This is a genomic window from Rhodococcus huquni (genome assembly GCF_055231055.1).
On sequence record NZ_JBUYWE010000012.1, the window covers coordinates 57,998 to 83,696 of the forward strand.

24 protein-coding genes are annotated in these 25,699 nt (G+C 64.6%); 11 read left to right on the forward strand and 13 right to left on the reverse strand.

Annotation, left to right across the window (positions count from 1 at the left end; translation table 11 throughout):
• Positions 1-8 precede the first annotated feature (8 nt).
• The gene (locus tag ACZI8R_RS18755) at positions 9-965 is read right to left on the reverse strand and encodes a zinc-binding dehydrogenase (protein ID WP_463381165.1); all 957 of its coding nucleotides are present in this window, start codon (positions 963-965) and stop codon (positions 9-11) included.
• A gap of 69 nt (positions 966-1,034) precedes the next feature.
• Between ACZI8R_RS18755 and ACZI8R_RS18760 the strand changes: the two genes are divergently transcribed.
• Positions 1,035-1,649 (forward strand): TetR/AcrR family transcriptional regulator, encoded by a 615-nt coding sequence (locus ACZI8R_RS18760; RefSeq protein ID WP_463381166.1) that lies wholly within the window; start codon positions 1,035-1,037, stop codon positions 1,647-1,649.
• Positions 1,650-1,664: 15 nt separating this feature from the next.
• On the opposite strand, the gene ACZI8R_RS18765 is transcribed toward ACZI8R_RS18760, so the two are convergent.
• Positions 1,665-2,636, reverse strand: a complete 972-nt coding sequence (locus ACZI8R_RS18765; RefSeq protein ID WP_463381167.1) for a zinc-binding dehydrogenase — start codon at positions 2,634-2,636, stop codon at positions 1,665-1,667.
• Between the two features lie 77 nt (positions 2,637-2,713).
• On the opposite strand from ACZI8R_RS18765, the gene ACZI8R_RS18770 reads away from it, so the two are divergent.
• Positions 2,714-3,307: a TetR/AcrR family transcriptional regulator gene (locus tag ACZI8R_RS18770; protein ID WP_463381168.1), complete on the forward strand. Its 594-nt coding sequence runs from the start codon at positions 2,714-2,716 to the stop codon at positions 3,305-3,307.
• 11 nt (positions 3,308-3,318) lie between these two features.
• Here ACZI8R_RS18770 and ACZI8R_RS18775 read toward each other — a convergent pair whose 3' ends face one another.
• From ACZI8R_RS18775 to ychF, 3 genes are all read right to left on the reverse strand, one after another.
• Positions 3,319-3,873, reverse strand: a complete 555-nt coding sequence (locus ACZI8R_RS18775; RefSeq protein WP_463381169.1) for a DUF488 domain-containing protein — start codon at positions 3,871-3,873, stop codon at positions 3,319-3,321.
• A gap of 12 nt (positions 3,874-3,885) precedes the next feature.
• Complete coding sequence (locus tag ACZI8R_RS18780) at positions 3,886-4,098, reverse strand: hypervirulence associated TUDOR domain-containing protein (protein WP_463381170.1); 213 nt, start codon at positions 4,096-4,098, stop codon at positions 3,886-3,888.
• 220 nt (positions 4,099-4,318) lie between these two features.
• Entirely contained in the window at positions 4,319-5,398 is a 1,080-nt protein-coding gene (gene ychF, locus ACZI8R_RS18785; protein ID WP_463381171.1) for a redox-regulated ATPase YchF, read from the reverse strand.
• A gap of 728 nt (positions 5,399-6,126) precedes the next feature.
• On the opposite strand from ychF, the gene ACZI8R_RS18790 reads away from it, so the two are divergent.
• The 4 genes from ACZI8R_RS18790 to ACZI8R_RS18805 all read left to right on the forward strand — a co-directional run bounded on the left by ACZI8R_RS18790 (position 6,127) and on the right by ACZI8R_RS18805 (position 9,993).
• Complete coding sequence (locus ACZI8R_RS18790) at positions 6,127-7,818, forward strand: sodium:solute symporter family protein (protein ID WP_463381227.1); 1,692 nt, start codon at positions 6,127-6,129, stop codon at positions 7,816-7,818.
• A 14-nt stretch (positions 7,819-7,832) separates the two neighbouring features.
• Complete coding sequence (locus ACZI8R_RS18795) at positions 7,833-7,964, forward strand: putative transporter small subunit (protein WP_463381172.1); 132 nt, start codon at positions 7,833-7,835, stop codon at positions 7,962-7,964.
• A 137-nt stretch (positions 7,965-8,101) separates the two neighbouring features.
• Positions 8,102-9,313, forward strand: a complete 1,212-nt coding sequence (locus ACZI8R_RS18800; RefSeq protein ID WP_463381173.1) for a sensor histidine kinase — start codon at positions 8,102-8,104, stop codon at positions 9,311-9,313.
• Complete coding sequence (locus ACZI8R_RS18805; protein WP_463381174.1) at positions 9,310-9,993, forward strand: response regulator transcription factor; 684 nt, start codon at positions 9,310-9,312, stop codon at positions 9,991-9,993. The genes ACZI8R_RS18800 and ACZI8R_RS18805 overlap by 4 nt, the downstream gene beginning before the upstream one ends.
• A gap of 1 nt (position 9,994) precedes the next feature.
• Here the strand turns inward: ACZI8R_RS18805 and ACZI8R_RS18810 are convergent, their stop codons facing one another.
• From ACZI8R_RS18810 to ACZI8R_RS18825, 4 genes are all read right to left on the reverse strand, one after another.
• Complete coding sequence (locus tag ACZI8R_RS18810; RefSeq protein WP_463381175.1) at positions 9,995-11,218, reverse strand: FAD-dependent monooxygenase; 1,224 nt, start codon at positions 11,216-11,218, stop codon at positions 9,995-9,997.
• Positions 11,215-12,609, reverse strand: a complete 1,395-nt coding sequence (locus ACZI8R_RS18815; RefSeq protein ID WP_463381176.1) for an MFS transporter — start codon at positions 12,607-12,609, stop codon at positions 11,215-11,217. Before ACZI8R_RS18815 ends, ACZI8R_RS18810 begins: the two co-directional genes overlap by 4 nt.
• A 280-nt stretch (positions 12,610-12,889) precedes the next feature.
• Positions 12,890-13,342 (reverse strand): hypothetical protein, encoded by a 453-nt coding sequence (locus ACZI8R_RS18820; protein WP_463381177.1) that lies wholly within the window; start codon positions 13,340-13,342, stop codon positions 12,890-12,892.
• Positions 13,343-13,345: 3 nt separating this feature from the next.
• Positions 13,346-13,786, reverse strand: coding sequence for a CD225/dispanin family protein (locus ACZI8R_RS18825; RefSeq protein ID WP_463381178.1), 441 nt, complete (start codon positions 13,784-13,786; stop codon positions 13,346-13,348).
• 254 nt (positions 13,787-14,040) lie between these two features.
• Here ACZI8R_RS18825 and ACZI8R_RS18830 point away from each other — a divergent pair, with 254 nt between their 5' ends.
• Together ACZI8R_RS18830 and ACZI8R_RS18835 are read left to right on the forward strand one after the other, a co-directional pair.
• A complete protein-coding gene (locus tag ACZI8R_RS18830) occupies positions 14,041-16,335 on the forward strand; it encodes a carbon starvation CstA family protein (RefSeq protein WP_463381179.1) in 2,295 nt (764 codons plus the stop codon).
• Positions 16,332-16,523, forward strand: coding sequence for a YbdD/YjiX family protein (locus ACZI8R_RS18835; protein ID WP_463381180.1), 192 nt, complete (start codon positions 16,332-16,334; stop codon positions 16,521-16,523). The genes ACZI8R_RS18830 and ACZI8R_RS18835 overlap by 4 nt, the downstream gene beginning before the upstream one ends.
• 24 nt (positions 16,524-16,547) lie before the next feature.
• Here the strand turns inward: ACZI8R_RS18835 and ACZI8R_RS18840 are convergent, their stop codons facing one another.
• Positions 16,548-16,913 carry a hypothetical protein gene (locus tag ACZI8R_RS18840; RefSeq protein ID WP_463381181.1) on the reverse strand — a complete coding sequence of 122 codons (366 nt, stop codon included), beginning with the start codon at positions 16,911-16,913 and terminating at the stop codon, positions 16,548-16,550.
• Positions 16,914-17,058: 145 nt separating this feature from the next.
• On the opposite strand from ACZI8R_RS18840, the gene ACZI8R_RS18845 reads away from it, so the two are divergent.
• Positions 17,059-18,321: an AI-2E family transporter gene (locus ACZI8R_RS18845; RefSeq protein ID WP_463381182.1), complete on the forward strand. Its 1,263-nt coding sequence runs from the start codon at positions 17,059-17,061 to the stop codon at positions 18,319-18,321.
• Here the strand turns inward: ACZI8R_RS18845 and ACZI8R_RS18850 are convergent.
• Together ACZI8R_RS18850 and ACZI8R_RS18855 are read right to left on the reverse strand one after the other, a co-directional pair.
• Complete coding sequence (locus ACZI8R_RS18850; RefSeq protein WP_463381183.1) at positions 18,268-21,249, reverse strand: AAA family ATPase; 2,982 nt, start codon at positions 21,247-21,249, stop codon at positions 18,268-18,270. The genes ACZI8R_RS18845 and ACZI8R_RS18850 overlap by 54 nt on opposite strands.
• On the reverse strand, positions 21,246-22,433 hold the full coding sequence (locus tag ACZI8R_RS18855; RefSeq protein ID WP_463381184.1) for an exonuclease SbcCD subunit D: 1,188 nt from the start codon (positions 22,431-22,433) through the stop codon (positions 21,246-21,248). Before ACZI8R_RS18855 ends, ACZI8R_RS18850 begins: the two co-directional genes overlap by 4 nt.
• A 100-nt stretch (positions 22,434-22,533) precedes the next feature.
• On the opposite strand from ACZI8R_RS18855, the gene ACZI8R_RS18860 reads away from it, so the two are divergent.
• Together ACZI8R_RS18860 and ACZI8R_RS18865 are read left to right on the forward strand one after the other, a co-directional pair.
• Positions 22,534-23,697 carry a DNA recombination protein RmuC gene (locus ACZI8R_RS18860; protein WP_463381185.1) on the forward strand — a complete coding sequence of 388 codons (1,164 nt, stop codon included), beginning with the start codon at positions 22,534-22,536 and terminating at the stop codon, positions 23,695-23,697.
• A gap of 23 nt (positions 23,698-23,720) precedes the next feature.
• Positions 23,721-24,602, forward strand: coding sequence for a DUF6542 domain-containing protein (locus ACZI8R_RS18865; protein ID WP_463381186.1), 882 nt, complete (start codon positions 23,721-23,723; stop codon positions 24,600-24,602).
• A gap of 4 nt (positions 24,603-24,606) precedes the next feature.
• Here ACZI8R_RS18865 and ACZI8R_RS18870 read toward each other — a convergent pair whose 3' ends face one another.
• Positions 24,607-25,620, reverse strand: coding sequence for a 4-hydroxy-3-methylbut-2-enyl diphosphate reductase (locus ACZI8R_RS18870; protein WP_463381187.1), 1,014 nt, complete (start codon positions 25,618-25,620; stop codon positions 24,607-24,609).
• Positions 25,621-25,699: the final 79 nt, after the last annotated feature.

Consider the following 25,699-nt stretch of genomic DNA (forward strand, 5'->3'; position numbering starts at 1 on the left):
GGTCCGCCTCAGAACACGATGACGGTGCGCTCCCCCTTTGCATCCTCGTGTGCCCAGGCTTCGGCGACCTGACAGAGAGGAACAGTCCTGGGTTCGGTGGCGACCTCGCCCCGCGCGACGAGGTCCGCGAGACCAGCGAGATCGGCAAGCCGCATGTCGACCGACCCGAAGCCGCTGCCGCTGATTCGTAGCGCGTTGTGGCGGAAGAGATGGCCACCGAGGGTGATGTCGATGCCGCCCGTGCCGCCGATCTGGACCCAGTCGAGGATCTTGACGTGGTCGGTCCGCGCCCCGCCGATCGCAGCCATCGCCCGCTCGGTCCCCGGGCCCCACACGTAGTCGAGGACGACGTCGACATCGGCTGCAGACTCGGCGAAGGCTGCCGCGGTCTCGTCCTCGTCCGGCGTGATCGCGATGATCGCGTCCGCTCCCTCAGAAAGCAATTGGTCGAGTCGTTCGCGGTTGCGCCCAGCGGCGACGACCCTGCCGGCCCCCATCGCCTTGCCGATCCGCACGGCGATGGATCCGGCGCTGCCGGTCGCGCCGATCACGAGCAACTCCCGTCCTGGCTGGAAGTCGACACGGGCGTGGAGAGCCACCCAGGACGACAGCGCAGGGTTCATCGTCGCCGCGACCACGGCCGGGTCTGCGTCGGCCGGCAAAGTGATGAGCATGGCGGGGTCGACGGCGATCTTTTCGGCGAGCGTGCCGGTCCCGGGCCGCGCCATCGTGAAGGCGAGACTCCCGTCTGGGCGGCGCACCACCGCGTCGACGCCCGCAATGATCGGCGGCTCGGCAGTGTTCGTGTAGTGCTTGCCGGCCGCGACCCCTCGGGTGATCGGGTGGATCCCGACGGCGAGGACGTCGACGACCTCCTCGCCGTCTGCGGCGATCGGGGCGGGAACTGTGGTGACCTGTGGCGGCTCACCGAAGGCTTCGATGACGGCAGTGCGGATGGTGGACATGAAACCTCCATAAGAGTCATTCCTGTATCTAATATTGCCGACGCTACCCCCGGGAGATAAGATGCACAAGTGACTCTTAACGGTGAGGTGGACGGCAGCAGCGGGATCGAGAAGAGGCCCACGAGGCGTCGCGGCGCCGAGCTGCAGACCGCGCTGTTGTGCGCCGCGTGGGAGGTGCTCGTCGAGAACGGTTACGCCGGCTTCACCTACGATGCGATCGCTGCTCGCGCCGAGACGAGCAGGGCGGTCCTCTACCGGCGCTGGCCGCAGCGCCACCTCCTGCTCGAGGACGCTCTGCGTCGAGCATGGGCCCCCATCGACCTCCCGGACAACGGCGACCTCCGCGAGGACGCGCTCGCGCTGCTGCGCAGAATCAGAGATGTCCGCGGCGGGCTGATGACGGTCCTGGCCCAGCAACTGTCCGACTACTACCGGGAGACCGGCAGCACGCTCGAGGGCCTCCGGAACACGATCGGGCTCACTGATCGCGAAAAACCGTTCGCGGTCCTGGTCGCCCGCGCCGTGGACCGCGGCGAACTGACCGGGCCTCCGAGAACGGATCGAATCCTCGACCTGCCGCTCGATCTGCTGCGCCAGGACATGCTCATGCACGGCGGTCCGGTCTCCGACCGCGCGCTGGCGGAAATCGTCGACGAGATCTGGCTTCCCCTTCTGCCACGCTGAAGGAGGCCGCCGACGTCAGGCCTTCTCGTGGCGATCGGCCAGCACAATGCGGCCGAAGACCTGACCATCGTCCATGGCGCGGTGAGCGACCGCAGCGTCAGCCAGTCGCATGACGTCGTGTACTACCGGTGTCAGTTCGCCTCGAGCCGCGGCGCCGAGCAGAGCGGAGCGGACCTCGTTTCGCTCGGGCACGGGCATGGTGTCGAGACTGAACGTCGAGAACGAGCGGGACATCTGGAACGCCTCGACCAGCCGCATGCCGAAGTCTGTCGGCGGGAACCCGGCGATCGCACCGACCAGGACGAAGCGTCCGTTCGGCGCGAGCCGGTCGATGAATGCCGGCACCCCCGCGCCGCCGACGACGTCGATGACGACGTCGTATTCCTGTGGTGCGTCCGGATCGCCGGCCCCGGTTCGATCCAGCACGTGGGTCGCCCCGAGGTCTCGGAGCCAGGCCCCCCGTTTCGCCGACGAGGTGGTCACGGCGATGGCAGCCGCGCCCCGACGGGTCGCAAGTTCGACAACGGCGATGCCGATACTGCCGGACGCACCTCGCACGAGCACCCGCTCGCCCGGAGCGAAGCGCGCATGCACGAGGGCGAAGTGCGCAACCGTCGCAGCACTGCCCAGCGCGACCGCGTCGATCGCACGGAGACCATCGGGCAGGACCGTCACGTCGTCGATCCGCGCGACTGCCCGCTCGGCGTACCCACCGCCGATACCGACGAACGCCCACACACGGCGACCTACCCACGCCGGATCGACCTCCGCCCCAACCGACACCACGACTCCCGCCACCTCACTACCCGGGACGAGCCCCGGAGGGAACCCGCCGAGCGTGCCGCGCCGGATCAAAGCGTCGACACCGCCGACACCGGCTGCCTCCACCATGATCTCCACCTGGTCGTCCGCAGGTAGAGGGGATGGAACCTCCTGCACCTCCATCCCCGTCGGGTCGCCGTACTTCCGAATGACTACTGCCTGCATCGTCTTCCCTCTTGCTCTCGGGGCGGTACCGTACGACCGTAACGGACGCGCCCGTCCACTTAGAGAAAGTGAGAGACATGGACTCGCAGGTGCCTCGCTTGCGTGCCGACGCCCAAGACAACCGAGACCGAATCGTCGCGACGGCCCGCGAGGTGTTCTCGCACAGCGGGCTCGACGTCGGCATGAGGGAGATCGCTCGGCGCGCCGGCGTCGGCCCGGCCACGCTCTACCGGAGATTCCCCACGCGCAAGTCGCTCATCGACGAAGCGTTCTCCGAGGAGCTCACCTCGTGCCGTCAAGTGGTGACCGACGGCAGCGCCGCATCCGATCCGTGGGAGGGCTTCACCTCGATCGTGCGCGGACTCATCGAAGTGAACACACAGAACCGGGGATTCGTCGACGCCTTCGTCGACGCCTTCGTCGACGCCTTCGTCGACGACGATTCGATAAGCGAGACGATCGCCGCACACCGCCGCGAGCTCCTCCACACGATCACCGACGTCGCCGAACGTGCCCAAGCGGCCGGACGGTTGAGGCACGACTTCACTGTCGCCGATCTGATCCTGTTCCTGTCCGCTGGGCGAAACCTCACCGCGTACCCGCAAGCCCGCCGCAAACGGGCCACCGAGCGCTACGCGACGCTCGTGCTCGACGCCCTCACGGCACGATGACGACCTCGCGCTCAGGCTTGTGACTTGTCCGGATACGTCACGAGACCGTCGACGTCGACGGAAGGTGTTGCACCCCATTGGCCGAGCACATGCTTGCGTGCGGCGCCACCCGTGACCAGATGCTCGACGACCCAGTCCTGCGCGACGAGCGTGTTGGCGATGAGCAAGCGGTGGCACCGCCATGGCATCGGCTCGCCACACATGATCGCGACCCGGCGGGACCGAGCAATGGTGGTGAGCTCGTCGATGCCGGTGCGGTACTCGTCGGTGAGGGTGTAGTCCGCGTAGTTCTTGAAGCTCGCGTTCTGCCAGGCGGCGTTGATTTCCGGGTCGACGTCCTGGCGCCGTCGTCTACCGCCCAGCGCCGGGATCCGCTGGTAGCCGATGCCGTTCTCCGGGAGCCAGTCGGCCATCGCGTCCGACCCGAATTGCGGGTTGCGGCGAGACCCAGGATGAGCGCGCACGTCGACGAGCACCTCGATGTGGTGTTCGTCGAGAGGTTCGAGGAAGTTGGGAATCGGGCAGGTCCAGTGCCCGATCGTCCAGATCTCGTGAGGCTCCTTCACGTAACGGCTCGATCAACCGATCCGGTGCAGCGCGCCGGCCTTGTGCATGGCCACGTGATCGGTCTTGTCGCTCTTGATCTCGTACTGCGGATCATCCGGGGTACAGCGGCGCGTGTGTCCCTTGTACTCGGTGTCGCTCGTGTGCTTCTTCACGATGACGCCGCTGACTTCTCCGGCTTCGGAGTTCCAACCGACATGGTCACCGACAGCAAAATCGTTGCTCATGATCACTTCCTTTTCAGGGGCGTCAATGGTGACCAGCGTAGGCCCGCGGTCATTCGCCTGCCTCCACTGCGTCCGAGACGAGCTGAACTGAGGCGGGGCTCTTACGTGGAGTTCTGGCCCTGAAATAGCCCCACACGATCCCGGTATGGAGTACGTACACACCCGGTACGAAGTGCGTACGAAGTGGACGATCTGCGCCACCCGGTGCTTCAGGGTTGGGTTAAACGTTGAAGCGGAACTCCACCACGTCACCGTCGGACATGACGTAGTCCTTGCCCTCCATGCGCACCTTGCCGGCGGCCTTGGCGGCGTTCATCGAACCCGTCTCGTCCAGGTCTGCGAAGGACACGATCTCGGCCTTGATGAAGCCGCGCTCGAAGTCGGTGTGAATGACGCCGGCTGCCTGCGGAGCGGTGTCACCCTTGTTGATGGTCCAAGCGCGCGATTCCTTGGGACCGGCGGTCAGGTACGTCTGCAGGCCGAGCGTGTGGAATCCGGTGCGGGCCAGTGCATGCAGTCCGGGCTCCGACTGTCCGATGGAGTCGAGCATTTCCTGCCGGTCCTCCTCGTCGAGTTCGAGGAGCTCTTGCTCGACCTTCGCATCCAGGAACACGGCGTCGGCCGGCTCGACCGAGGCGCGCAGCTCGGCGACCTTGGCCTCGTCGGTGAGAACTGCTTCGTCCGCGTTGAACACGTACAGGAACGGCTTGGTAGTGAGCAGGCTCAGCTCCTTCAGCAGACTGAAGTCGAGCTTGTCCTTCACACTGAACAGGGTCTTGCCCTCGTCCAGGAACGTTTGGGCCTTCACCGCCTCGTCGTGCAGCGGCTTGAGCTCCTTGTTCTTCTTCGCTTCCTTCTCCAGCCGCGGCAGAGCCTTCTCGAGCGTCTGCAGATCGGCGATGACCAGCTCGGTCTCGATGATCTCGATGTCCGAGGCGGCGTCCACCTTGCCGTCGACGTGGACCACATCGTCGTCGGCGAACACGCGAACGACCTGACAGATGGCGTCGGCCTCACGGATGTTGGCCAGGAACTTGTTGCCCAGACCCGCACCCTCGGACGCGCCCTTGACGATGCCGGCGATGTCCACGAAGGAGACGGTCGCGGGCAGGAGCCGCTCGGACCCGAAGATCTCGGCGAGCCTGGCCAGACGCGGATCCGGCAACTCCACCATGCCGACATTGGGCTCGATGGTGGCGAACGGATAGTTCGCAGCGAGGACGTCGTTGTTGGTCAGGGCGTTGAAGAGGGTCGACTTGCCGACGTTGGGCAGTCCGACGATTCCGAGAGTAAGGCTCACGGTCTGTGGATTCTACGGCCTCTCCCCCTCCGCGGGTCCACCAGCCGCTTCGCGAGGGCTTCGACTCTGCCCACTCAGCACCCCTCCCGGACGAACGCGACGCCCGTCCAGTCAGACCGGACGAATGTTCCATTCGTTCCGCACAAATAGCTTCTTTTCGAAAATTCGGGAGCGCCGGAGTTATTCACTCCCGCAATACTCCAATTTACGATTGCGACCCGGAATTGCGCTCAGCAATACCCGCCCATCGCCCTGACTCGGGTCGACTGCAGGACGAGTTCCGGTCGACCGACGCCACCGCACGGCGGCCCCAGCACCGCACTTGCTCCACTCTCCACCCACGTCGGATCGACGCGAAGCGGACATAGCTCGCCACGGGCGGAACTCCTGCGTGCGACCGATTTCGCGGCGTCCTGACGGCGCTGAAATCCGGATGCGAGGGCGTGCGCTGGGAAAACAGGTGCTACAGTCCTTGCCTGTTGCTAACGAAGTACTCGAGATTCGGGGCCCTCGGCACGCATCGAGCAGCGGCGTGAACCTCCGCCGACAGGCCGACAGCGGTGAACCGGGAGCCGGACTCGAAACCGGGCGGTACGCCCACCGGTGCTGATTGAATTTTTGAGGATGTGAGTTTTTCGATTTGTAGTGACGCGCGCCCGACGCCGCGTCTGAATTTTGCGCATTTTCTTGGGAATTGATGTGAGGAGGTGGGTGTGGAGAGCTCGGAGATGGTCCAGTTCAGCGCCCTTGTCGTCGTTTTGTTGTTGGTTTTCTTCTACGGTGGAACATTTCTCATTTCCACCCGGATAGGAAAGAAGGAGGAGAACGCCGACGAGTTCATGACCGCCGGCAACAACGTCGGCTTCGGCATCTCCGCTGCCAGCATGACGGCCACCTGGATCTGGGCGTCTTCGCTGTACGCCTCGGCGACCTCCGGATACACCTACGGCATCTCGGGACCCATCCACTACGGCCTCTGGGGCGCGTTGATGATCCTGTTCATCTACCCCTTCGGCCGCCGCATCCGGGCTGTTGCACCGAAAGCCCACACACTGGCCGAGATCATGTACGCACGTCACGGCCGCTCCAGCCAGCTCATGCTCGCGGGTTCGAACGTCGTCGGAAGTTTGATCAGCTTGATGTCGAACTTCCTGGCCGGTGGTGTTCTCATCTCCCTGCTGTCGCCGTTCAACTTCATTCAGGGCGTCTTCATCGTCGCGCTGGGCGTTTTGCTCTACACACTGTGGTCCGGATTCCGCGCTTCGGTCCTCACCGATTTCGTTCAGCTGCTCGGCATGCTGGGCGCTGTCGCCGTGTTGCTGCCCGTGATCTTCTTTGCAGCCGGCTTCCCTGCCGCATTCGAGACCGGCGCGCACAACCTCACTCCCGAACAGGGCAACTTCTTCTCGAGCGAGGCCTTCCTCAATCAGGGAGCGCCCTACATCGCTGCCGTACTTGCGTACGCGATCGGCAACCAGACCATCGCGCAGCGCCTCTTCGCCGTCCGCGAGAACCTGATCAAGCCGACGTTCGTGACCGCCACAGTCGGCTACGGCGCAACGGTCATCGGTGTGGGCATGCTCGGCGTCCTCGCCCTGTACCTCGGCGTCGAGCCTGCGAACGGCGACATGAACAACCTGATCCCGCAAATGGCGTCGTCGTATCTGCCGGCCGCGCTTCTGGCGGTCTTCTTCGTCATGATCATCGGAGCGCTGTCGTCGACTGCCGATTCCGATCTCGCGGCACTGTCCTCGATCGTGATGACCGACGTCTACGGACAGACGGTTGCCGGCAAGGGGAAGGCGGATCCGAAGCGGATGCTGCTGATCGGCCGCATCACGATGATCTGCGCCACCGCGCTGGCAATCGCGTTCGCCAGTATGCAGCTCAGCATCTTGGATCTTCTCGTGTTCGTCGGTGCACTGTGGGGCGCATTGGTGTTCCCCGTCATCGCGAGCTTCTACTGGGGCAAGGTGACGAACAAGGCGTTCACGGTCTCCGTGATCGTCGCGCTCGTCGCATTCATTCCCGTCCGCTTCGAATGGATCCCCATGTCCGGCCCGATCGGATACCTGGTGGACGTCGTGTCCATTGTCGGCGTCGGAGTTGTGGTGGCGCTGATGGTCTTCGGGTTCTTCGGACTCCGATCCGCGCAGATCGCCGGAGTCGTCGCGATGCTCGTGACGGCACCCTTCGCGCTCGGATCTCTGCACGAGTACGCAACGCTCAGTGGTTCATTGGTCGCATACGCGGTGAGCACCATCGTGTGCTTCGCGATGTCGGTGAATCAGACCGACGATTTCGACTTCGATCTGATCAACCGTCGAGTCGGTGACTTCGACGAGTCGGAGGAGCCGGACGACGAAGGGCCCGGACCCCACCGCAGCGCAGCCACCCCTGATCTCGAACCCGTCAAGTAGTCGAAGGAGCATTCATGAGCACCGTACTTCTCACGATCTACGTCCTGATCTGGCCGGTCCTGGTGGCAGCCGTGCTGTTCGTCATCAGCAAGGGCTTCTTCTCCGAGTGGGCATCCGCTCGCCGCAAGGGTGAAGACCTGATCTGACGCAGACGGCCGCCGGGGTCGTGGTCCATCGACGAGGCGAACAATTGAACTGTCCGAGGGGAGATCGAGCTCCTCGCCAGTATCGTGAGCCTTGTGCTACCAAATGTTGAGTCCGAGGCCCAGGCACTGAGTCGACCATGACCGGTAAAGGCGCCCCGCGTTCGCGCGGCGCGTGGTGGCGTGAGGGAGCGATCACGGCGACCGCCTTCGTGCTCTGCCTGCTCGGTGGCATTTTTCAGGTCGACGACACGTTGGCGCCGCCGACCGCCTCCGCCTACCTCGTCGCAGTGGTTTCTTGCGCCGTGCTGCCGTTTCGGCACCGGGCACCCTTGGCCGCCTTGGCGGTCGCGGTCGTGTGCGGCATGCTGGTCACGCCATTGGGTCTTCTACTTACCCCGCTTATAGTGGCTCCCGCCGTAATCACTGCCTACTCGTTCGCAGTGCGCAACGAATGGCAGAAGGCCAGCGTCGCTCTGCTCACGTCGGCGGTGGCGTTGGTCGCCGTCACGCCCTTCTTCGGGGCTCAGTCCTGGCAAGACGCGAGCAGGTTGGGCGCGGTGGCCGCGTTTCCACTGATGGCAGGCGTTCTAGGTCATTCGACGCAGACTCGACGTGCCTATCTGGAAACAGTGAAGGAAAGAGCCCGGCGCGCCGAGGAGAGCCGGGACAGCGAAGCGCGCCAGAGGGTGACGGAAGAACGGATGCGCATCGCCCGGGAACTCCACGATCTCGTGGCCCATCAGATCACGCTGGCCAATGCACAGGCCACGGTCGCTGCCCACCTCTTCGACGACCGCCCCGAGCAGACCCGTAAGAGCCTGAACGAACTGGTCGACACCACCAGGAGTGCCCTCGACGAGTTGCGAGCCACGGTCGGTCTGCTCCGTCAGTCCGGAGACGCAACCGTGCCCGCCGAACCCACACCGGGGTTGTCCAACCTGCCCACGCTTGTCGAGTCGTTCGAACGCGCCGGTTTGTCGGTGTCGGTGCACCGGGAGGGTACGTCCAGGCCACTTCCACCGGGAGTGGACCTCACCGCTTATCGCATCGTGCAGGAAGCTCTGACCAACGTGACCAAACACTCCGGTGCCGGTAGAGCCCGGGTGTGCGTCGCCTGGAAGCCGAGTCGCCTCACCATAAACGTGTCGGATGACGGTGCCGGTGCTCGTACGAACCGAGCCCCCGGCTACGGTCTGATCGGGATGCGCGAGCGCACCACTGCGGTCGGGGGACGTCTCTCCGCCGGTAGGCGTCCGGAGGGCGGCTTCCTCGTCACAGCCGACTTACCACTCCCGGCCGCCGCGGACACCATCGACGGAACCGACGGAAAGACCGGTGATGCACTGTGACACTACGAGTGCTGCTCGCCGACGATCAAGCCTTGCTGCGCGGCGCTTTCCGGATGCTTCTCGACACTGCCGACGACATCACCGTGGTCGGTGAGGCCGCCGATGGCCGGGACGCGGTGAAACTCACCCGAGAGTTACAGCCGGATGTGGTGATCATGGACATCCGTATGCCCGAGGTAGATGGCATTACCGCCACATCGGAAATCTGCGCAGACCCGACTTTGAAATCCAGCCGAATTCTGGTCCTCACCACCTACGAGACCGACGAATACGTCGCCCAGGCCCTGCGTGCGGGTGCCAGCGGATTCATCGGCAAAGGCATAGGGGCCCAGGAACTTTTGGACGCCGTGCGCACTGTGGCTGCTGGGGAAACTCTTCTGTCCCCCAACGCAACTCGTGCCCTGGTTTCTCGATTTCTGGCGGCGCCGGACGTGGCCGAGGCGCAGCACCTCGAACAACTCGCGGTGCTCACGCCACGCGAACGCGAAATGGTGTCGCTTGTCGCGATGGGTCTGTCCAACCAGGAGATCGCCGAGCGGATGTTTCTCAGTCCCTTCACCGTCCGCGCCCATGTGCAGCGGTCCATGACGAAGCTGGACGCTCGTGATCGCGCTCAACTCGTGGTGATCGCCTACCGTACGGGGCTGGTCCGTGCGTCCCCAGGCGCCGACGGTCATTAGGTCACCGCCTCGAGACGAATTCAGGAAGCGTCAGCGCCGAATGGGCGGGTTGTGTTGCCGCAGAGGGCATGGTGACAAGTCCGCGCAGCTTGGTGTTGCGTAGTTCGAGGGCCTGCTCCGTCGTGGGGAAGAGTCTGGCGCCCCCGTTGTCCACCAGTGCCTGATTCAGCGAAACGAACGTGCGAAGGTCGCGTTCGTAGGCGGCGAACGCCTCGGAGTGATCCCGATGCACGCTCAGGGCATTGCCGAGCACATAGGCACCGGAGAGGGCAAGACTCGACCCCTGCCCGGTAAGGAACGAAGGAGCGTAGGCCGCGTCGCCGACGAGCGCGACCCGGCCACTGGACCAGTGAGGCATACGAATCTGTCCGGCCGTGTCGAAGAACAGATCGTCGGCGCCACCCATGGCATCGACGATCCTGGGTACCTCCCAACCCGCGTCCGCGAAAGTCGCGGCTACCAATTCTCTTTGGGCGTCGGTGTTTCGGAGGAGCCCTGATGGAGCCTCGGGTCGGTAGAAATTGAGGAATGCATGCAGCTCGTCGTCATCCCCGACGGCGTAGAGGGCAGCGGCCTTCCCCGGTGTGTTCCACAACATGAGCTCGTGGGAGAGACCGAGCGTATTCGGCATGGTGAATATCGCGAAGCAGTAGCCGAGATAGCGATGGAACTGCTCTTCGGGGCCGAATAGGGACTCTCGGACGGCCGAGTGCATGCCGTCGGCACCAATGACCAGGTCGAACGTGCGCCGGTGTCCACTGCGGAACATGACGTCGACCTCCTGTTCGGAGTCGTGAAGGGTGTCGATCGAGTCGTCGAACAGGAATTCCACGTCATCACGCACACTTCCGTACAGCGCTGCCGCCAGATCTCCACGGCGAACCTCGAGGTCCTGTCCCTCTACGCTGCCGGCTACGGCACTCGGGTTGACCACCGCCACAGTGCTGCCATCGGCATCGAGGAAGGTGAAGCGACGGGAGTCGATGTGCGCCTCCTGTAATTGCGGAAGTATCCCCATCCGCCGAACGACCTCTATCGCGGTGCCACGGATGTCGATCGGGTAACCACCATCTCGTAATGCGCTCGCCTTCTCCACCACCGTGACCTCGAATCCGGCGCGGTGAAGCCAGTACGCCAGTGTGGGTCCTGCGATGCTGGCTCCAGAGATCAACACCGTGCGCTTCGCGGGAGTGCTTACATCTTTCGATACGTTGCTGATATTCATGCTGGGACTTCCTTCTTGGTCATACGAACAACGATCAGTGACACAGCGGCGACGATTCCCGCGATGGCAAACCCTGTGACGAAGGCCGATTCGGCCGGATGGCCGGTCAACGGGTCGGCCCCGGCTGCGAGAATCGCGCCGCCGATCTGGGCTCCCAAAGCCACGCCGATGACGCGAGTCACCACGAGCAGGCTGGTGGCAATTCCGGTGTCCTCGGCCTTGACCGCAGTGGCGGTGCCCGCGAGTAGAGCGGTGGTGGCGACGCCGGCAGCGAACGCGGTGAGGACCTTCGCGAGGACGAGTTGCCACGCATCGGTGTGCAACGAGGCCAAACCGATCAATGTTGCTGCGGTGACTACCGCGCCCACGGTCACGACCGCGCGCGACCCGAAACGCCGCACCGCATATCCGCCGACCGAATCACTCAGTGCCCCAGCGATAGCGCCGGGAAGCAGGAACAGTCCGATGTCGGTGGTGTCCGCCCCGAATCCGTAGCCGTCGGCCGGAGCGGCGAACAACTGCGGCAGCAGAAGGAGCACCATCCCCGAACTGACGGTGATGACGAACGTAAGTACCCATGCGTTCCGCATTGCAGGGGTCGCCAGCATTCTCAGATCGACCATCGGGGCCGATGCGCGACGCTCGACGGCGACCCATGCGGTCGCCAGTACGCCGACCGCCACCGCAATGGCTCCGATCGCGAGGGGTGGCAGTGCACCGTTCGTCATCGTCACCAACCCGAGCATGAACGCCAGCAACGTTCCGCTCAGCAAGAACACGCCAGGCCAGTCGATTCCGGCTTCCGACTCGATCGGCGGATCATGTGGCATCAGTCGGGCAACCGCCAGCGTCATTGCAATGATTGCGACGGTCGGGAGCGCAAAAATCCAATGCCAGGACAGTGCCGACGCGACCGGTCCGGCAAATGCCATCCCCACCATGCCGCCGCCGGTGAAGAGTGCGAGCACGACCCCGATCGCCACCTGAGACTCTCCCGTCGTGAGGTGTTTGCGCACCAGGATGAACGAGAGAGGAAGCGCACCCACCATGACGCCCTGCAGGACCTGGCCGAACAACAGCGTCGGCAGGTTCGGCGCCGAGGCAGCCAGCAAGCCGCCGGCCGAGACCACGGCCATCAGCCAGAGCAGCACTCGCTTTCCGCCGTAGCGGTCTCCGAGCTTTCCGGCGATCGGCGTGACCACCGCACCGGTGATCAATAGCGCGTTGGAGACCAGTGCCCCTTCGGCGGGACTGACCCCCAGTTCACGCTGCAGCATGGGGAGCGCGGGCTCCACCACAGACTGCAAGGTGCCGAGGGCGAGCGCCAAGATGCCGAGGGCACCGATGGACCACCTCCCAATACGTACTGGGGCGATTGTTACAGCGGACATGAACAGCCTCTTCGTCGTTGGTTGCAAACAGGCCTGGACCTGCTCTTTGCACGCTTCCAACGATTCCTTGCGGCGTGCCGCCGGTCATCGTCTATCGATACCGACTCCTACTGGTGCGTACGCACTAGGCACTCGCGAGTTTCTGGTGCCTGTGTGGCCCCACGCCCCCCGGACGAACGCGACGCCCGTCCAGTCAGGCCGGACGAATGTTCCATTCGTTCCGCCTGAATTGCTTCATATCGATAACCCGGACACTCCGAGCCACGGCCGCTACCTCATATCAGGGCCGGGTCGACGAACACAGCTCGCCTATATCGGCCACCCGCACTCCCTTGCGATGCCAGACAGCACGACCCGCGATGACACCCGCTTCGATGATGTGCCCATCAGCAGTCGGCCACGGGACGAAGTCGTCGAAAAGCTTGGTTTGGAACTCGTCAGCTATTCGGTAGGTGGCGAACGCCTCGCCTAGTTCCCAGGGCAATCCAAAGAAATGCACCTCTTGACCTTGCCGATAGATGGTCACGTCGACGCCGGGAATACGTTCCGGGTCTCGAGGATCCTCTTGGAGCGTCACCTTCCACACCAGGTCGAAATAGGGACCAACTTCATCTTCCGAGCACTTGATGTCCCGAATCAGCGCCTTCAGAGCCGATTCCAGTACGCGGGCGAACTCGGGAGGGAGCGTGAAATCAAAGTCCCACGTCCATGTGGGCGCACCGTCCTCGACCATGCGTCACCAATCGTTGGTCGAGTTCGCTGCTTCACCGATCGATGCGATCATTGCGACGATGAAGATTGAGTAGACGACCACGAACAGGATCATCAGTCCGACCCACACCCACAGCGCGATCTTTCCGAGCTGCTTGGCGCGGTCCGAGGCGTACTGCGCGCCCTGATAGTCACCCATCGCCCACTTGGGATACACGTTGTGGACGTGGTTGAACGCGCTGAATGCGAGCGGCCAGAAGAACAGGACGGCCGCGACTGCCCACCCCGCGTTCGAAGGCGGGAGCTGCGGCGCGCCGCTCGAACCGACGGGTGCAGGCGTGTAGGCCTGGGGCGAATACCCCTGCTGCGCATACGCCGGCTGTGAATAGCCGGGAGCCGGGTAATCGTTCGCACCGGTTTGCTGCGCGCCGAAGCTCTGCGGCTCGAACCCCTGGTTCTCGGTCATGATTCTCGAATCCCCCTCCGATGTGAGCCGACAAGACTGCGGCTACGGACATCCGAATCTAGTCGACGCGGCGCCACTGGCGGCAATCGACCGCACATCGCAGATTTCGGCGCGCTCGGCGCAAAACTTCCTGAACTCGCCCCGGCACCCCTAGGGTGACGGGGGCCACAAAACGGTGGCCGTGTCGACAAGGGTCCGTGCCACACAATGACTATGGCCCTTCGGCATTCGGGAAGACTGCTGAGGAGTCGCAGATGGCCATGCGGATGGCACGAAAGAGCTCACCCGAGCCCGACGTGGAGTATCTGACGACGGATCCGGACATTCCCCCGGTCGGGGTAGTCGAACGGGCTCCGATCTCCCCCACCGCACGCGTCGCCTTTCTCATCATCGGACTCCTCGGCGGTGTCGCCTGGGCGATGATCGCGGTGGTTCGTGGCGAAGAGGTCAATTCGGTCTGGTTCGTCGTCGCCGCGATCTCCACCTACTTGATCGCGTATCGCTTCTACGCCAGGCTCATCGAGAACAAGATCACCCGCCCGCGCGACGACGTGGCCACTCCTGCCGAGATCCTCGAAAACGGCAAGGACTACATGCCCACCGACCGGCGTGTGCTGTTCGGACATCACTTCGCGGCCATCGCCGGTGCCGGCCCCCTCGTCGGCCCTGTCCTGGCTGCACAGATGGGTTACCTTCCCGGCACCCTGTGGATCATCATCGGCGTCGTGTTCGCGGGTGCGGTCCAGGACTTTCTCGTTCTGTGGATCTCCACGAAGCGTCGCGGGCGAAGCCTCGGTCAGATGGCGCGCGAAGAACTCGGCGTCGTCGGTGGTGTCGCAGCCCTGATCGGCGTGTTCGTCATCATGATCATCCTCATCGCGGTGCTGGCACTGGTCGTGGTGAACGCCCTCGCCGAAAGCCCGTGGGGTGTCTTCTCCATCGCGATGACCATCCCGATCGCCCTGTTCATGGGCGTGTACCTGCGATACCTGCGGCCCGGCCGCGTATCCGAGGTGTCCCTGATCGGTGTCGTTCTGCTGCTGCTTGCGATCGTCGCGGGCGGTTGGGTCGCCGAAACATCCTGGGGTGCCGATTGGTTCACTCTCTCCAAGGTCACCATCGCGTGGCTGATGATCGCGTACGGATTCGCAGCCTCGGTGCTTCCGGTCTGGCTCCTACTTGCTCCGCGCGACTACCTGTCGACGTTCATGAAGGTCGGCACCATCGTGCTTCTCGCCGTCGGCATCCTCGTCGCTCAGCCCACCATCAAGATGCCGGACGTCAGCAGCTTCGCGATAGACGGCAACGGCCCCGCCTTCGCCGGTTCACTGTTCCCGTTCCTGTTCATCACCATCGCGTGCGGGGCCCTGTCCGGGTTCCACGCGTTGATCTCGTCCGGGACCACGCCGAAACTTCTCGCCAAGGAGAAGCAGACCCGCATGATCGGGTACGGCGGAATGCTCACCGAATCGTTCGTCGCGATCATGGCTCTCGTCACCGCCTGCATCCTCGACCAGCACCTCTATTTCGCGCTCAATGCACCCGAAGCCCTCACCGGCGGCACCCCCGAAACAGCGGCGGACTACGTCAACGGACTGGGCCTGAACACGCCCGACATCTCCCCCGACGTACTCTCCAGCGCCGCCGCCGACGTGGGTGAGGAATCGATCATCTCCCGCACAGGTGGCGCCCCGACTCTCGCCTTCGGCATGTCGGAAGTACTCAGTCAGTTCCTGGGCGGATCGGGCCTCAAGTCGTTCTGGTACCACTTCGCGATCATGTTCGAGGCTCTCTTCATCCTCACCACCATCGACGCCGGAACTCGTGTGGCTCGGTTCATGCTGTCGGACTCGCTGGGCAACTTCGGTGGACCGGCACGCAAGTTCAAGGATCCGTCGTGGCGCGTGGGTGCATGGGTCTGCTCGCTCGTAGTGGTCGCCGCCTGGGGCGCAATCCTGCTGATGGGCGTCACCGACCCGCTCGGTGGAATCAACACGCTGTTCCCACTGTTCGGCATCGCGAATCAGCTTCTGGCCGCTATCGCGCTGACTGTGGTTCTCACGGTCGTCATGAAAAAGGGCCTGTTCAAGTGGGCGTGGATACCCGCCGTCCCGCTCGTATTCGACCTCGTCATCACCATGACCGCGTCGTGGCAGAAGGTCTTCTCATCCGACACCAAGATCGGCTACTGGTCGCAACACAACGCCTTCAAGGACGCGAAGGCTGCCGGCGAGACCAGCTTCGGATCCGCCAAGACACCCGAAGCCATCGACGCCGTCATCCGCAACACGTTCATCCAGGGCACCCTGTCGATCATCTTCGCGGTGCTCGTACTGATCGTGTTCGTCGCAGGTGTCATGGTGTGCATCAAGGCGTACCGGGCAGGTTCCCTCCCGACCACCGAAGATCCCGAACAGCCCTCGCGAATCTTCGCGCCGTCCGGATTCCACACCACGGCGGCGGAGAAGGACCTGCAGAAGCAGTGGGACGACTACGAGAAGTCGGATCACTCCGAACCTCTCGATCCAGAAGGAGCCCCGGCGCGATGAAGCAGGTGGTGCACGTTCTACGCGGTATCTGGTGGTGGTTCAGCTCTGTCATGGGCGACCACGACTACGCGCGGTACGTGCACCACATGCAGCGCGTCCACCCGGGCGCACCGATTCCGTCGGAGCGGGAGTACTGGCGAACCCGTCACGCCGAAGCCGAGGCCAACCCGGGCGCCCGCTGTTGCTGAGCCGACGGCCCGTGCGGTTTCGGATCAGGGGCAGGCGACCTTGGCCATCTCGTAGATCTGTCGTGCCTGGTTGTCGGTCGGTTCGGTTCCGTTGTTCTCCGCGCGATCCTTGATATCGGCCTGGACATCCTGTTCGTCCGAAGATTCCTTCAGGTCACCGCACGTGTCGTCGAGTATCGCCTTGATGTCGTCGTCGGATCGCCCATCGGCGAGCGGGGAGAAGGCCGCCTTGAACGACGCGACGAAGGCACCGGACTTGGCGTCGTCCAGCGCCGTGTGCACCGACGTCATCGCACCCCCGGTCGAATCATCGGACTCGTCCCCCGACCCACAGGCTGTGAGTCCGCCCACCACCAATGCCGCCGCGCACAATGCTGTTGCGAGTTTCATATGCGGATCGTAGGCAACGCAGGTGGGCCGCCGAACACGATTGAGCAACCTCGAGAGACATCACTGCCGACACCGGCAGTTAACACCAGTAACATCAGGATCGCCGTGCCCACCGCAGGCACAGCGCACCTGGGAAGGACTATCTGTGAGCGACAGCGCAAGCACGCCAGCCACCGAGCAGCAACCGGCGAAGCCCGATCGCGGACACCTGATCGGACGCGGTGGCCTCTGGCTCGCCAAATGGTCCTTGGTCCTCGTTGCCATCGCACTGGGGGCTTGGGTTCTGGGCTGGCTCGTCAAAGAGCTGTGGGTGATCATCCTTCCGGTACTGCTCGCAATCGTGGTGTCCACCGTGCTCTGGCCGCCCACGCGCTTCATGACGAAACGTGGCCTGCCACCTGCCGCGGCCGCAATCCTCACCCTGATCCTGTTCATCTCGGTGGTGGCCGGCGTCATCGCAGGCATCGTTCCGTCGATCGTCTCCCAGGCTCCCGAACTGGCCAACAAGGCAACCCAGGGCATCAACCAGGTGCAGGACTGGGTGAAGGGTCCGCCGATAAACCTTCAGGACGAACAGATCGACAATGGTGTCCACACCATCATCTCGAAGGTCCAGGAAAGCGGCAGCACCATCGCGACAGGTGTCTTCACCGGAGTGAGCACCGCCGGGTCGCTACTGGTCACCATGGGTTTGGTGATCGTCCTCTGCTTCTTCTTCATCAAGGACGGCCCGCGCTTCGTGCCGTGGCTGCACAGGGTCAGCGGACGGCGCGCCGGATCCCACCTCGAAGAAGTCCTCGTCCGGATGTGGGACACCCTCGGCGGATTCATCCGCACCCAAGCCCTCGTGAGCCTCATCGACGCCGTGTTCATCGGCGCCGGCCTACTCATTCTCGGTGTGCCCTTGGCCCCGGTGCTGGCGATCCTGACCTTCTTCGGCGGATTCATCCCGATCGTCGGTGCCTTCGTGGCCGGCGCCCTCGCAGTTCTGGTCGCGCTCGTCGCGAACGGCCTCACGACAGCCCTCATCGTGCTCGCGCTCATCCTCGCGGTGCAGCAGATCGAAGGCAACGTGCTCCAGCCGATTCTGCAGAGCAAGAGTATGAAACTACACGCCGTCGTCGTCCTTCTCGCGGTGACGGCCGGCGGATCGGTCTTCGGAATCATCGGTGCATTCCTCGCCGTACCCGCCGCTGCAGTGGCCGCGGTGGTGGTTCGGTACCTGGGTGAGCAGATCGATCATCGCGCCACGGAACCGGGCGCTGCTGGGACCGACGGCGACAGTGCGGACAGTTTCGACGAGCGCCCCGAAGCCACGGGTGCCACACCGGTCGGGGCCGCGAACGAGAAGGCGTCAGCCGGCGACAACCTCGAGCGTCGATCCGGATCGTCCACGGATCACGTGTAGCCGACTCGGGATGCGCTGGCGCATCTCGTCCACGTGGCTGACGATGCCCACGACCCGCCCACCGTCTCGAAGTTCGTCGAGAACCGACATCACCGAATCCAAGGTGTCCGCGTCGAGCGTGCCGAACCCCTCGTCGATGAACATCGTGTCCAGCACGACACCACCGGACTCCGCGGCCACGACGTCGGCGAGGCCGAGCGCCAACGAGAGCGAAGCGAGGAAGGACTCGCCACCCGACAGTGTCTTCGCGGAGCGCACGGTTCCTGTGTAGTCGTCACGGATGTCGAGGCCGAGGCCGCCTCGCCTGCCACGCGGACCCGCTTCGTCGCTGTGAACGAACTCGTAGCGGCCACCCGACATGCGGCGCAGTCGCACCGAAGCCGACAGTGCAACCTCTTCGAGTCTTGCGGCGAGCACGTAGGACCGCAGCGACATCTTTCGCGCATTCTGTCCGCGCCCGGCGATCAGTTCGGCGAGCGCCGCGAGTTCCTCGTGGGCAGCCCGCTGGGGAGCGACCTTTGCGGTGGCCTTGACCAGTTGAGCTGTGTGCCTCTCGACGTCCTGAAGACGACGTTCGGCCTCCGATGCCGCGGCGACGGCGGCATCGACCGCGTCACTCTTCTCCGTATGCGCGGACCGCGCTGCGTCGAGTGAGGGCGGCTCGCCATCTGCAAGGGCCTCGATGTCAGGATCGGCGAGCACGGCCCGCGCGCCGGTCTCGATATCTCGGGCCTTGGTGAGCAGGTCGTCCATCTCGGCCTGGCGACCACTGTCACGCACCGCAGCCAGAGCATCGGCGACACTGTCGAAAAGGGCTTCGGTCGCTGCGACTTCCGTCTTGCCGACGAGCTTCTTCACCTCGGACGCGGCGGCCACCGCCACATCACGCGCATCGGCGAGAGTGGAAGCGCGAGCTACCAGGGATTTCATTCGGCGATGACGTGCCGCGACATTCGGGTCGTCACCGGCCGCCTGCTCGATTCGGATTCGCAATTGCTCTGCCTCGGCAGTGGCCGAAGCAAGCTTCTCAGTGAGAGTTGCGCCCTCGGAGTTCAGTTCCCGACTTCGCGCCTGCAACGCAGATTCCGATTCTCGCAGCTCGTGGAGGCTCGCCGTCCGAGCGTCGAGATGCCCTGCCTGGTCACGAGTTCGGGCAAGGTCGGATTGGGCTGCGGTGGCCAGACGAGCCAGCTCGTCGGCGTCGCCGCCGCCGCCGCGCTGCTCGAGCAGCACGATCGCACGTTCCACAGTCGACACGGCGTCCTGAGCCGCGGCGTGAGCGGCGGCAGCGGACTGCTCCGCCTTAACGGCGCGTTCCTCGTCGGCCTTCGTCACCGATTGGTCGGTGGCCTCCGCCGGACGTGGATGTTCAGCAGATCCACATACCTGGCAGGCCTCACCCGCAACGAGCCGACCGGCGAGTTCTGCTGCCATCCCGGCGATCCGGCTCTCGCGCAGGTCGAGCAATCGGCTCCGGGCGGCCAGATGAGCATCGTAAGCGGCGGCAGCTACTTCTTTCGCGTCTGCGAGATCGATTCGACGAGTGCGCAACTCTATCGCCGAGTCCGCAGCATCCTTCGCGCGCCGGTACGCGTCCTCTTGCCCGGTGAGAGCGTCTTGTGCCCGACGCGCAGCATCCAGGTCCGCTTCCGCCGACCGTAATGCGACCGGAAGCTGTTCGAGTTCGTGCGCCACCCTTGCTGCAGCCGAGGCGCTCTCGTCTCGGCGCACCAGCAGAGTCTGCAATCCGGAGTTCAGATCCTCGAGAACCTGCACCTCACGCAGGGTCGCATCGAGGCGCACGATCTCGTCGCCCCACTCCCGTATGCGCGCCCGGACGGCCTCTCGCTCAGAGTCTTTCGGTGGCCAGCCGATGTCGGCGAGCAGTGGCTCGCTGCCGACGATCCCGCGCAGTTCCGCCTCCGCCCTCTGCGCACCCTGCACGCCGCGGGCTTCGGACGCCCGTGCGGAAACGAGTTCGTCGTCGAGCGCCGACACAGCTTTCGCACGGCGCGCTGCGTCGAGTTCGGCCGCAATCGAATCACGTTCGGGCCTACCCTCCTCGTGTCGATCGAGGGCTTGCCGCGCGCGCTCGCGCCGAGTGTGCAGATCGACGAGCCGGCGCGCTTCCGACAGCGCCTCGTGAGTGGCGGCCGCCTCGGACTTTGCCCGGGACAACTCGTCGGCCTGGTTGTCCCGACTCTCGGACAACTGCTCCTGCAGCTTCACCGCCCAACCGACGGGATCTGCATCGGCACCCACTTCGAGTCCCGACGCTGCGCCTATCCTCGCGACCAGCAAGTCGACCTCGCGCTCGGCGTCGTCCAGGTCGTGGCGGCTCTTCTTGCGCCGCGCCATGAACCAGTCCTCGACGGTTCCGAACTTCTCGGTGTCGAACAGTCTCTCCAGCAACTGCCCGCGGTCCTCGTTGTCCGCTCGAAGAAACTTGGCGAACTCGCCCTGGGGCAGGAGCACGACCTGGAAGAACTGATCGGCGCTCATCCCCATCAAGCGCCCGACCTCGTCCGCGATGTCGGGGATCCGCGACAGGTTCTCGCCGTCACCGTCGAGCCACGTCAGTGTTGCCTTGGCGTTCTCGACGAGCGAACCCGCGCCCCGCTTCTTCGGACGTTCGTATTCGGGGCTTCGGGTGAGTCGCAGGCGGCGACCCCCGATTGTGGCTTCCAATTCGACCCGAGGCACCGACCCTGCCGGCGCGTGGTCGGACAGCAGCCGCTTCCCTTCGCGGCGCGCTCCCGGAACGGTGCCGTACAGAGCGAAGGCAACGGCATCCAGCACGGTTGTCTTACCGGCACCGGTCTGACCGTGCAGGAGAAACAGACCGTCGGCGCCGAGACGGTCGAAGTCGACGGTCACGGTGTCGGCGAACGGGCCGAACGAGCGCACCTCGAGCTGATGGAGCCTCATGCAGTCGCGTCCAGCACATCCGCACCGGCGGACACTTCGGCCCGCGTGTCGGCTTCACGGTCGGCGTGCCGCAGAGCAGCCTCCACCAACCGGACCTCGCCCTCGGAAGGCTCGCTCCGCACGTCGGTGACGAAGCTGCGCGCAATATCGAGGTCGCTTCGCCCGTGCACCTTCTCCCGATATCGCAGGTCTGCGAGGCCATCGGGACGTCTCCATTCGAGATGGACCGCATACGGAAATCGCGACTGCAGCGCGCGCATCGCGTCGATCGGACGGACCTCGTCGGTGAGTACCGCGGAGACGTAATGGTCTTCTGCGTACGCGAACTCGTCACCACCGACCAGTTCGTCGAGGGTGCCGGACAGCTGAGCCAGATCTCGCACCACCGGGAGATCCACGCGCCCGACATCGGATACGCCGTCCGCGTCGAGGTCGACCAGGAACACAGCCTTGCGATGGGAGCGCTCACCGAACGAGTACGGCAGTGGCGAGCCCGAGTAGCGGACGGTGTCGGTCAATGTCTGCGGGGAATGCAGGTGACCGAGTGCCACGTAATCGACACCGTCGAACGCGGACGCCGAGACGGTCTCGACTCCGCCGACCGAGATGGAGCGTTCTGATCCCGTGGCTTCGCCGCCCACCACGAATGCGTGGGCGAGCACCACCGAGCGTGTGCCGCTCTCCCGATCGGCGAGATCGCCGCGTACTCGGTCCATCGCGGCGTCGAGTATCTGGGCGTGCGAACGCGCCGAGGGCACGTCCAGTTGCATGCGGGTGATCTCCGGCTCGAGATAGGGAATCCCGTAGAACGCCACAGTGCCGTGCTCATCGGTGAGTTCGACAGGGCTGGAAATCTGGTCGACTCGTGTGATGAGGTGCAGCCCGCCGGCACCGGCGAAGGCAGCGCCTGCGCCCAGGCGCGCCGCCGAGTCGTGATTGCCGGACGTGGCGACTATGACTGCCCCGGCGGCGCGAATCGCTTCGAAACCCCTGTTACAGACCAGAACGGCGTCGCCACTGGGAATCGAGCGGTCGTATACGTCACCAGGCACGACGACGACGTCGACGGAGTGTTCGGCCACGACGGCGGCGATGGCTTCGAGGGCCTGCGCTTGGTCGGCAAGCAGGTCGACGCCGTGAAAAGTGCGGCCGATGTGCCAGTCCGAAGTGTGCAGGATCCTCATGGACGAAAACGCTAGAGGAACCGACCGACAACAACGGGGACCCCGCGGCCCGTGGTGCGTCCCACATTTCCTGTCGGTGGCCCCATGCATCATCCGTCACATGAATGCACTCACGGCACTGGGAATGCTCGTAGCCCTCGTGTTGGGATCCGTGGTCGGATGGCTTCTTCACGCGGCGCGAACGGGTGAGCGCGCCGCGCGCGCCGAAGCTCAGCTTTCGGCACTGAAAGACAACGAGGCGCTCTTGCGCCAATCACTCGGTGCCGTCAACGAAGATTCCGCACGCCGCCATTCAGGCGCCATCGGCGATCAGATCTCCCGGCTCGTCGGCCCGCTGCACGAGGCCGTGGGTGCACTGGCTCAGCAGGTCGATCACGTCGAGCGAGACCGCGTTCGTGCCTATGCCGGACTCACACAACAGGTCGAAGGTATGCACCGCACGTCCGCGACGCTCACCTCGCAGACCGGTCAGCTCGTGACCGCGCTGCGTGCGCCGCAGATCCGCGGACGGTGGGGCGAGATCCAGCTCGAACGGGTCGTCGAGCTCGCCGGCATGGTGCGACACTGCGATTTCGACACCCAGGTCAGCAAGGAAGGGGTCCGCCCCGATCTTCTCGTCTATCTGGCAGGCGGCAAACAGATCGTGGGCGACGCAAAGGTGCCGTTCGCGGCGTACCTCGACGCCGCGCAGGACGAGGACCCGGCAGCCAGAGATCACCATCTCACCCGGCATGCCCGACAGCTACGCACCCATGTCGACCAGCTCGCCGACAAACGGTATTGGGAGTCGTTCGACCCCACTCCGGAGTTCGTCGTCCTCTTCGTACCGGGAGATCCGTTTCTCGACGCGGCTCTGGGCGCCGATTCCGACCTCCTCGAGCACGCCTTCTCGAGAAACGTGATCATTGCCACGCCGACTACTCTCATCGCCCTCTTGCGCACCATCGCACACACCTGGCGACAGGAAGCGCTCTCCGAGGACGCCGCGAAGATCCACCAACTCGGGCGAGAGTTGTACGGCCGATTGGGCATCGTCGGTGGTCACCTCGACAAACTGGGCGGCCAGCTCGGCAAGGCCGTCGACTCGTTCAACTCCACTGTCGCCTCGATGGAGTCGCGCGTCACGGTCACGGCGCGCAAGTTGAACGACCTCGATCTCTTCGAGGGCGAAATTTCCGAGGTCAATGCGGTGGATTCATGGCCGAGGCGCACAAATCTCGCAGATCTTTCGGCCTCGCACGGTCACGCCAACGAAGCTAGTTAGTCGGTTGCCGCTACTGTCGTTGTGTGTCTGCAAACCAACGTGCTCGCTCCGGCGTGCCGCTCGACAAGCAGTCGATTGTCACGACGGTTCCCGGTTTTCCCTGGTGGGGCGTCGTATTGCTCGGCGCTGGCCTGACAATGGTCGGCTTCCTGGTCGATACTGCCCGTGGATCGGAACTCACTGCCGCCTTTTCGACGTTCTACTTCCTCGGATGTGTCGGCGCCGCGGTGGCTGCCAGCAACCGGGCGTTGTTCACGGCCATGGTGCAGCCGCCCCTGATCCTCTTCGTCAGCGTGCCCATCGCACAGACCCTGATCGGCGACGGTATGGGATCAGGTATCCGAGACGTCGCAATCAACGTCGCATACCCCCTGGTCAACCGATTTCCCGTGATGCTGGCCGCCACGATTTTTGCGGTGGCGATCTGCGGTGCACGCCTCTTCCTGCTGCAGCAGCGCCGCAACGGACCCGCTCGCTCTTCCACACGGCGTCGCACGTCACGCTCCGAGCGAGCGACCGCCACGACTCGTCGTGGCGGTCGCTCCGCGGCGGCCCGAGACGAGAAGCCTGGGCGCGCGTCCGGTCCGGCCAGAGGGGCCGGCCGTCCGACCCGCCGCGAGCCTCCGAAGGATCCGATCAGGCCGGGGCGCCGTAGCGGAGCCTCCGTCGACGAATCACGTCCACCACGGCCGCGTAGGTCGGCTGCTACTCCCCCGCCGCGTGGTCAATCCGCGTCCGGGCGCCCGTTCGCGGATCGCACGCATCGTGAACCCCCACCGCCACCACCGCGCAGGCAGCCGAGCCCGCGTCCGCGGGAGTCGGCAGAGGTGCCGGCCCATCCGATTCCGCAGGTGCGTTACCGGGATCGGTACGAGCCACCCTTCGAATCGGATCGACTGCGCTAGCGCATCAGCTGGTACGGGCCGCGCGGAGCTCGCGCGGCAGAGCGAACACCAGAGTCTCGTTAGCAGTGGTGACCGGCTGTACGTCGTGGAATCCGTGCTCGGCGAGCAGGTCGATGACGCCGGTCACCAGGATCTCCGGGACCGATGCGCCGGACGTGATTCCCACGGTCTGCACACCCTCGAGCCACGCCGGTTCCACCTCACGGGCGTAATCGACGAGGTGGGACGCGCGCGCTCCTGCCCCGAGAGCAACTTCCACGAGACGCACCGAGTTGGACGAGTTGCGTGAACCAACCACGATCACCAGGTCACACTCGGGAGCCATGGCCTTGACCGCGACCTGACGGTTCTGGGTGGCGTAGCAGATGTCGTCGCTGGGCGGGTCCTGCAGAGCCGGAAAGCGTTCCCTCAAGCGAGACACCGTCTGCATCGTCTCGTCGACGCTGAGGGTGGTCTGTGACAGCCAGATCACCTTGGACTCGTCGCGAACCTCGACAGAGTCGACCGAGTCCGGACCGTCGACCAGCTGAACGTGGTCGGGAGCCTCACCTGCGGTGCCTTCGACCTCCTCGTGACCTTCGTGACCGATGAGGAGGATGTCGTAGTCGTCTCGCGCGAATCGCTTCGCTTCCTGATGCACCTTGGTGACGAGCGGGCAGGTGGCATCGATGGTGCGAAGCTGACGTTCCGCAGCTGATTCGTGAACCATCGGGGACACGCCGTGCGCAGAGAACACGAGGAGTGCGCCTTCCGGCACCTCGTCGGTCTCGTCGACGAAGACGACGCCGCGATCGCTCAACGTCTCGACGACGTGGCGATTGTGGACGATCTCCTTGCGGACGTAGACGGGCGCCCCGTGCTTCTCGAGCGCCTTCTCGACGGTCTCCACGGCCCGGTCGACCCCGGCGCAGTAGCCGCGTGGCTCGGCGAGCAACACCCGCTTCACCCCGTCCGGGCGCGGGCCGCCGGAGTCTGCCGAACGTGTGATCCCCACAGTGAGTGGTACAGCAGAAGACATGGCACCAGACTACGGGTCGCGCCGTAGGAGGGACACTCACGCCGCTCGGATCACAGGAGTTGACGGCGCCATGGGCACG

Coding starts and splice junctions, on each gene's coding strand:
- ACZI8R_RS18780 (WP_463381170.1), bottom strand. CDS start 4,098: ATGAGCAACGATTTTGCTGTCGGTGACCATGTCGGTTGGAACTCCGAA.
- ACZI8R_RS18810 (WP_463381175.1), bottom strand. CDS start 11,218: ATGAATATCAGCAACGTATCGAAAGATGTAAGCACTCCCGCGAAGCGC.
- ACZI8R_RS18765 (WP_463381167.1), bottom strand. CDS start 2,636: ATGCAGGCAGTAGTCATTCGGAAGTACGGCGACCCGACGGGGATGGAG.
- ACZI8R_RS18870 (WP_463381187.1), bottom strand. CDS start 25,620: ATGTCTTCTGCTGTACCACTCACTGTGGGGATCACACGTTCGGCAGAC.
- ACZI8R_RS18815 (WP_463381176.1), bottom strand. CDS start 12,609: ATGTCCGCTGTAACAATCGCCCCAGTACGTATTGGGAGGTGGTCCATC.
- ACZI8R_RS18830 (WP_463381179.1), top strand. CDS start 14,041: ATGGCCATGCGGATGGCACGAAAGAGCTCACCCGAGCCCGACGTGGAG.
- ACZI8R_RS18800 (WP_463381173.1), top strand. CDS start 8,102: ATGACCGGTAAAGGCGCCCCGCGTTCGCGCGGCGCGTGGTGGCGTGAG.
- ACZI8R_RS18860 (WP_463381185.1), top strand. CDS start 22,534: ATGAATGCACTCACGGCACTGGGAATGCTCGTAGCCCTCGTGTTGGGA.
- ACZI8R_RS18770 (WP_463381168.1), top strand. CDS start 2,714: ATGGACTCGCAGGTGCCTCGCTTGCGTGCCGACGCCCAAGACAACCGA.
- ACZI8R_RS18850 (WP_463381183.1), bottom strand. CDS start 21,249: ATGAGGCTCCATCAGCTCGAGGTGCGCTCGTTCGGCCCGTTCGCCGAC.
- ACZI8R_RS18795 (WP_463381172.1), top strand. CDS start 7,833: ATGAGCACCGTACTTCTCACGATCTACGTCCTGATCTGGCCGGTCCTG.
- ACZI8R_RS18840 (WP_463381181.1), bottom strand. CDS start 16,913: ATGAAACTCGCAACAGCATTGTGCGCGGCGGCATTGGTGGTGGGCGGA.
- ACZI8R_RS18835 (WP_463381180.1), top strand. CDS start 16,332: ATGAAGCAGGTGGTGCACGTTCTACGCGGTATCTGGTGGTGGTTCAGC.
- ACZI8R_RS18820 (WP_463381177.1), bottom strand. CDS start 13,342: ATGGTCGAGGACGGTGCGCCCACATGGACGTGGGACTTTGATTTCACG.
- ACZI8R_RS18755 (WP_463381165.1), bottom strand. CDS start 965: ATGTCCACCATCCGCACTGCCGTCATCGAAGCCTTCGGTGAGCCGCCA.
- ACZI8R_RS18790 (WP_463381227.1), top strand. CDS start 6,127: ATGGTCCAGTTCAGCGCCCTTGTCGTCGTTTTGTTGTTGGTTTTCTTC.
- ACZI8R_RS18855 (WP_463381184.1), bottom strand. CDS start 22,433: ATGAGGATCCTGCACACTTCGGACTGGCACATCGGCCGCACTTTTCAC.
- ACZI8R_RS18825 (WP_463381178.1), bottom strand. CDS start 13,786: ATGACCGAGAACCAGGGGTTCGAGCCGCAGAGCTTCGGCGCGCAGCAA.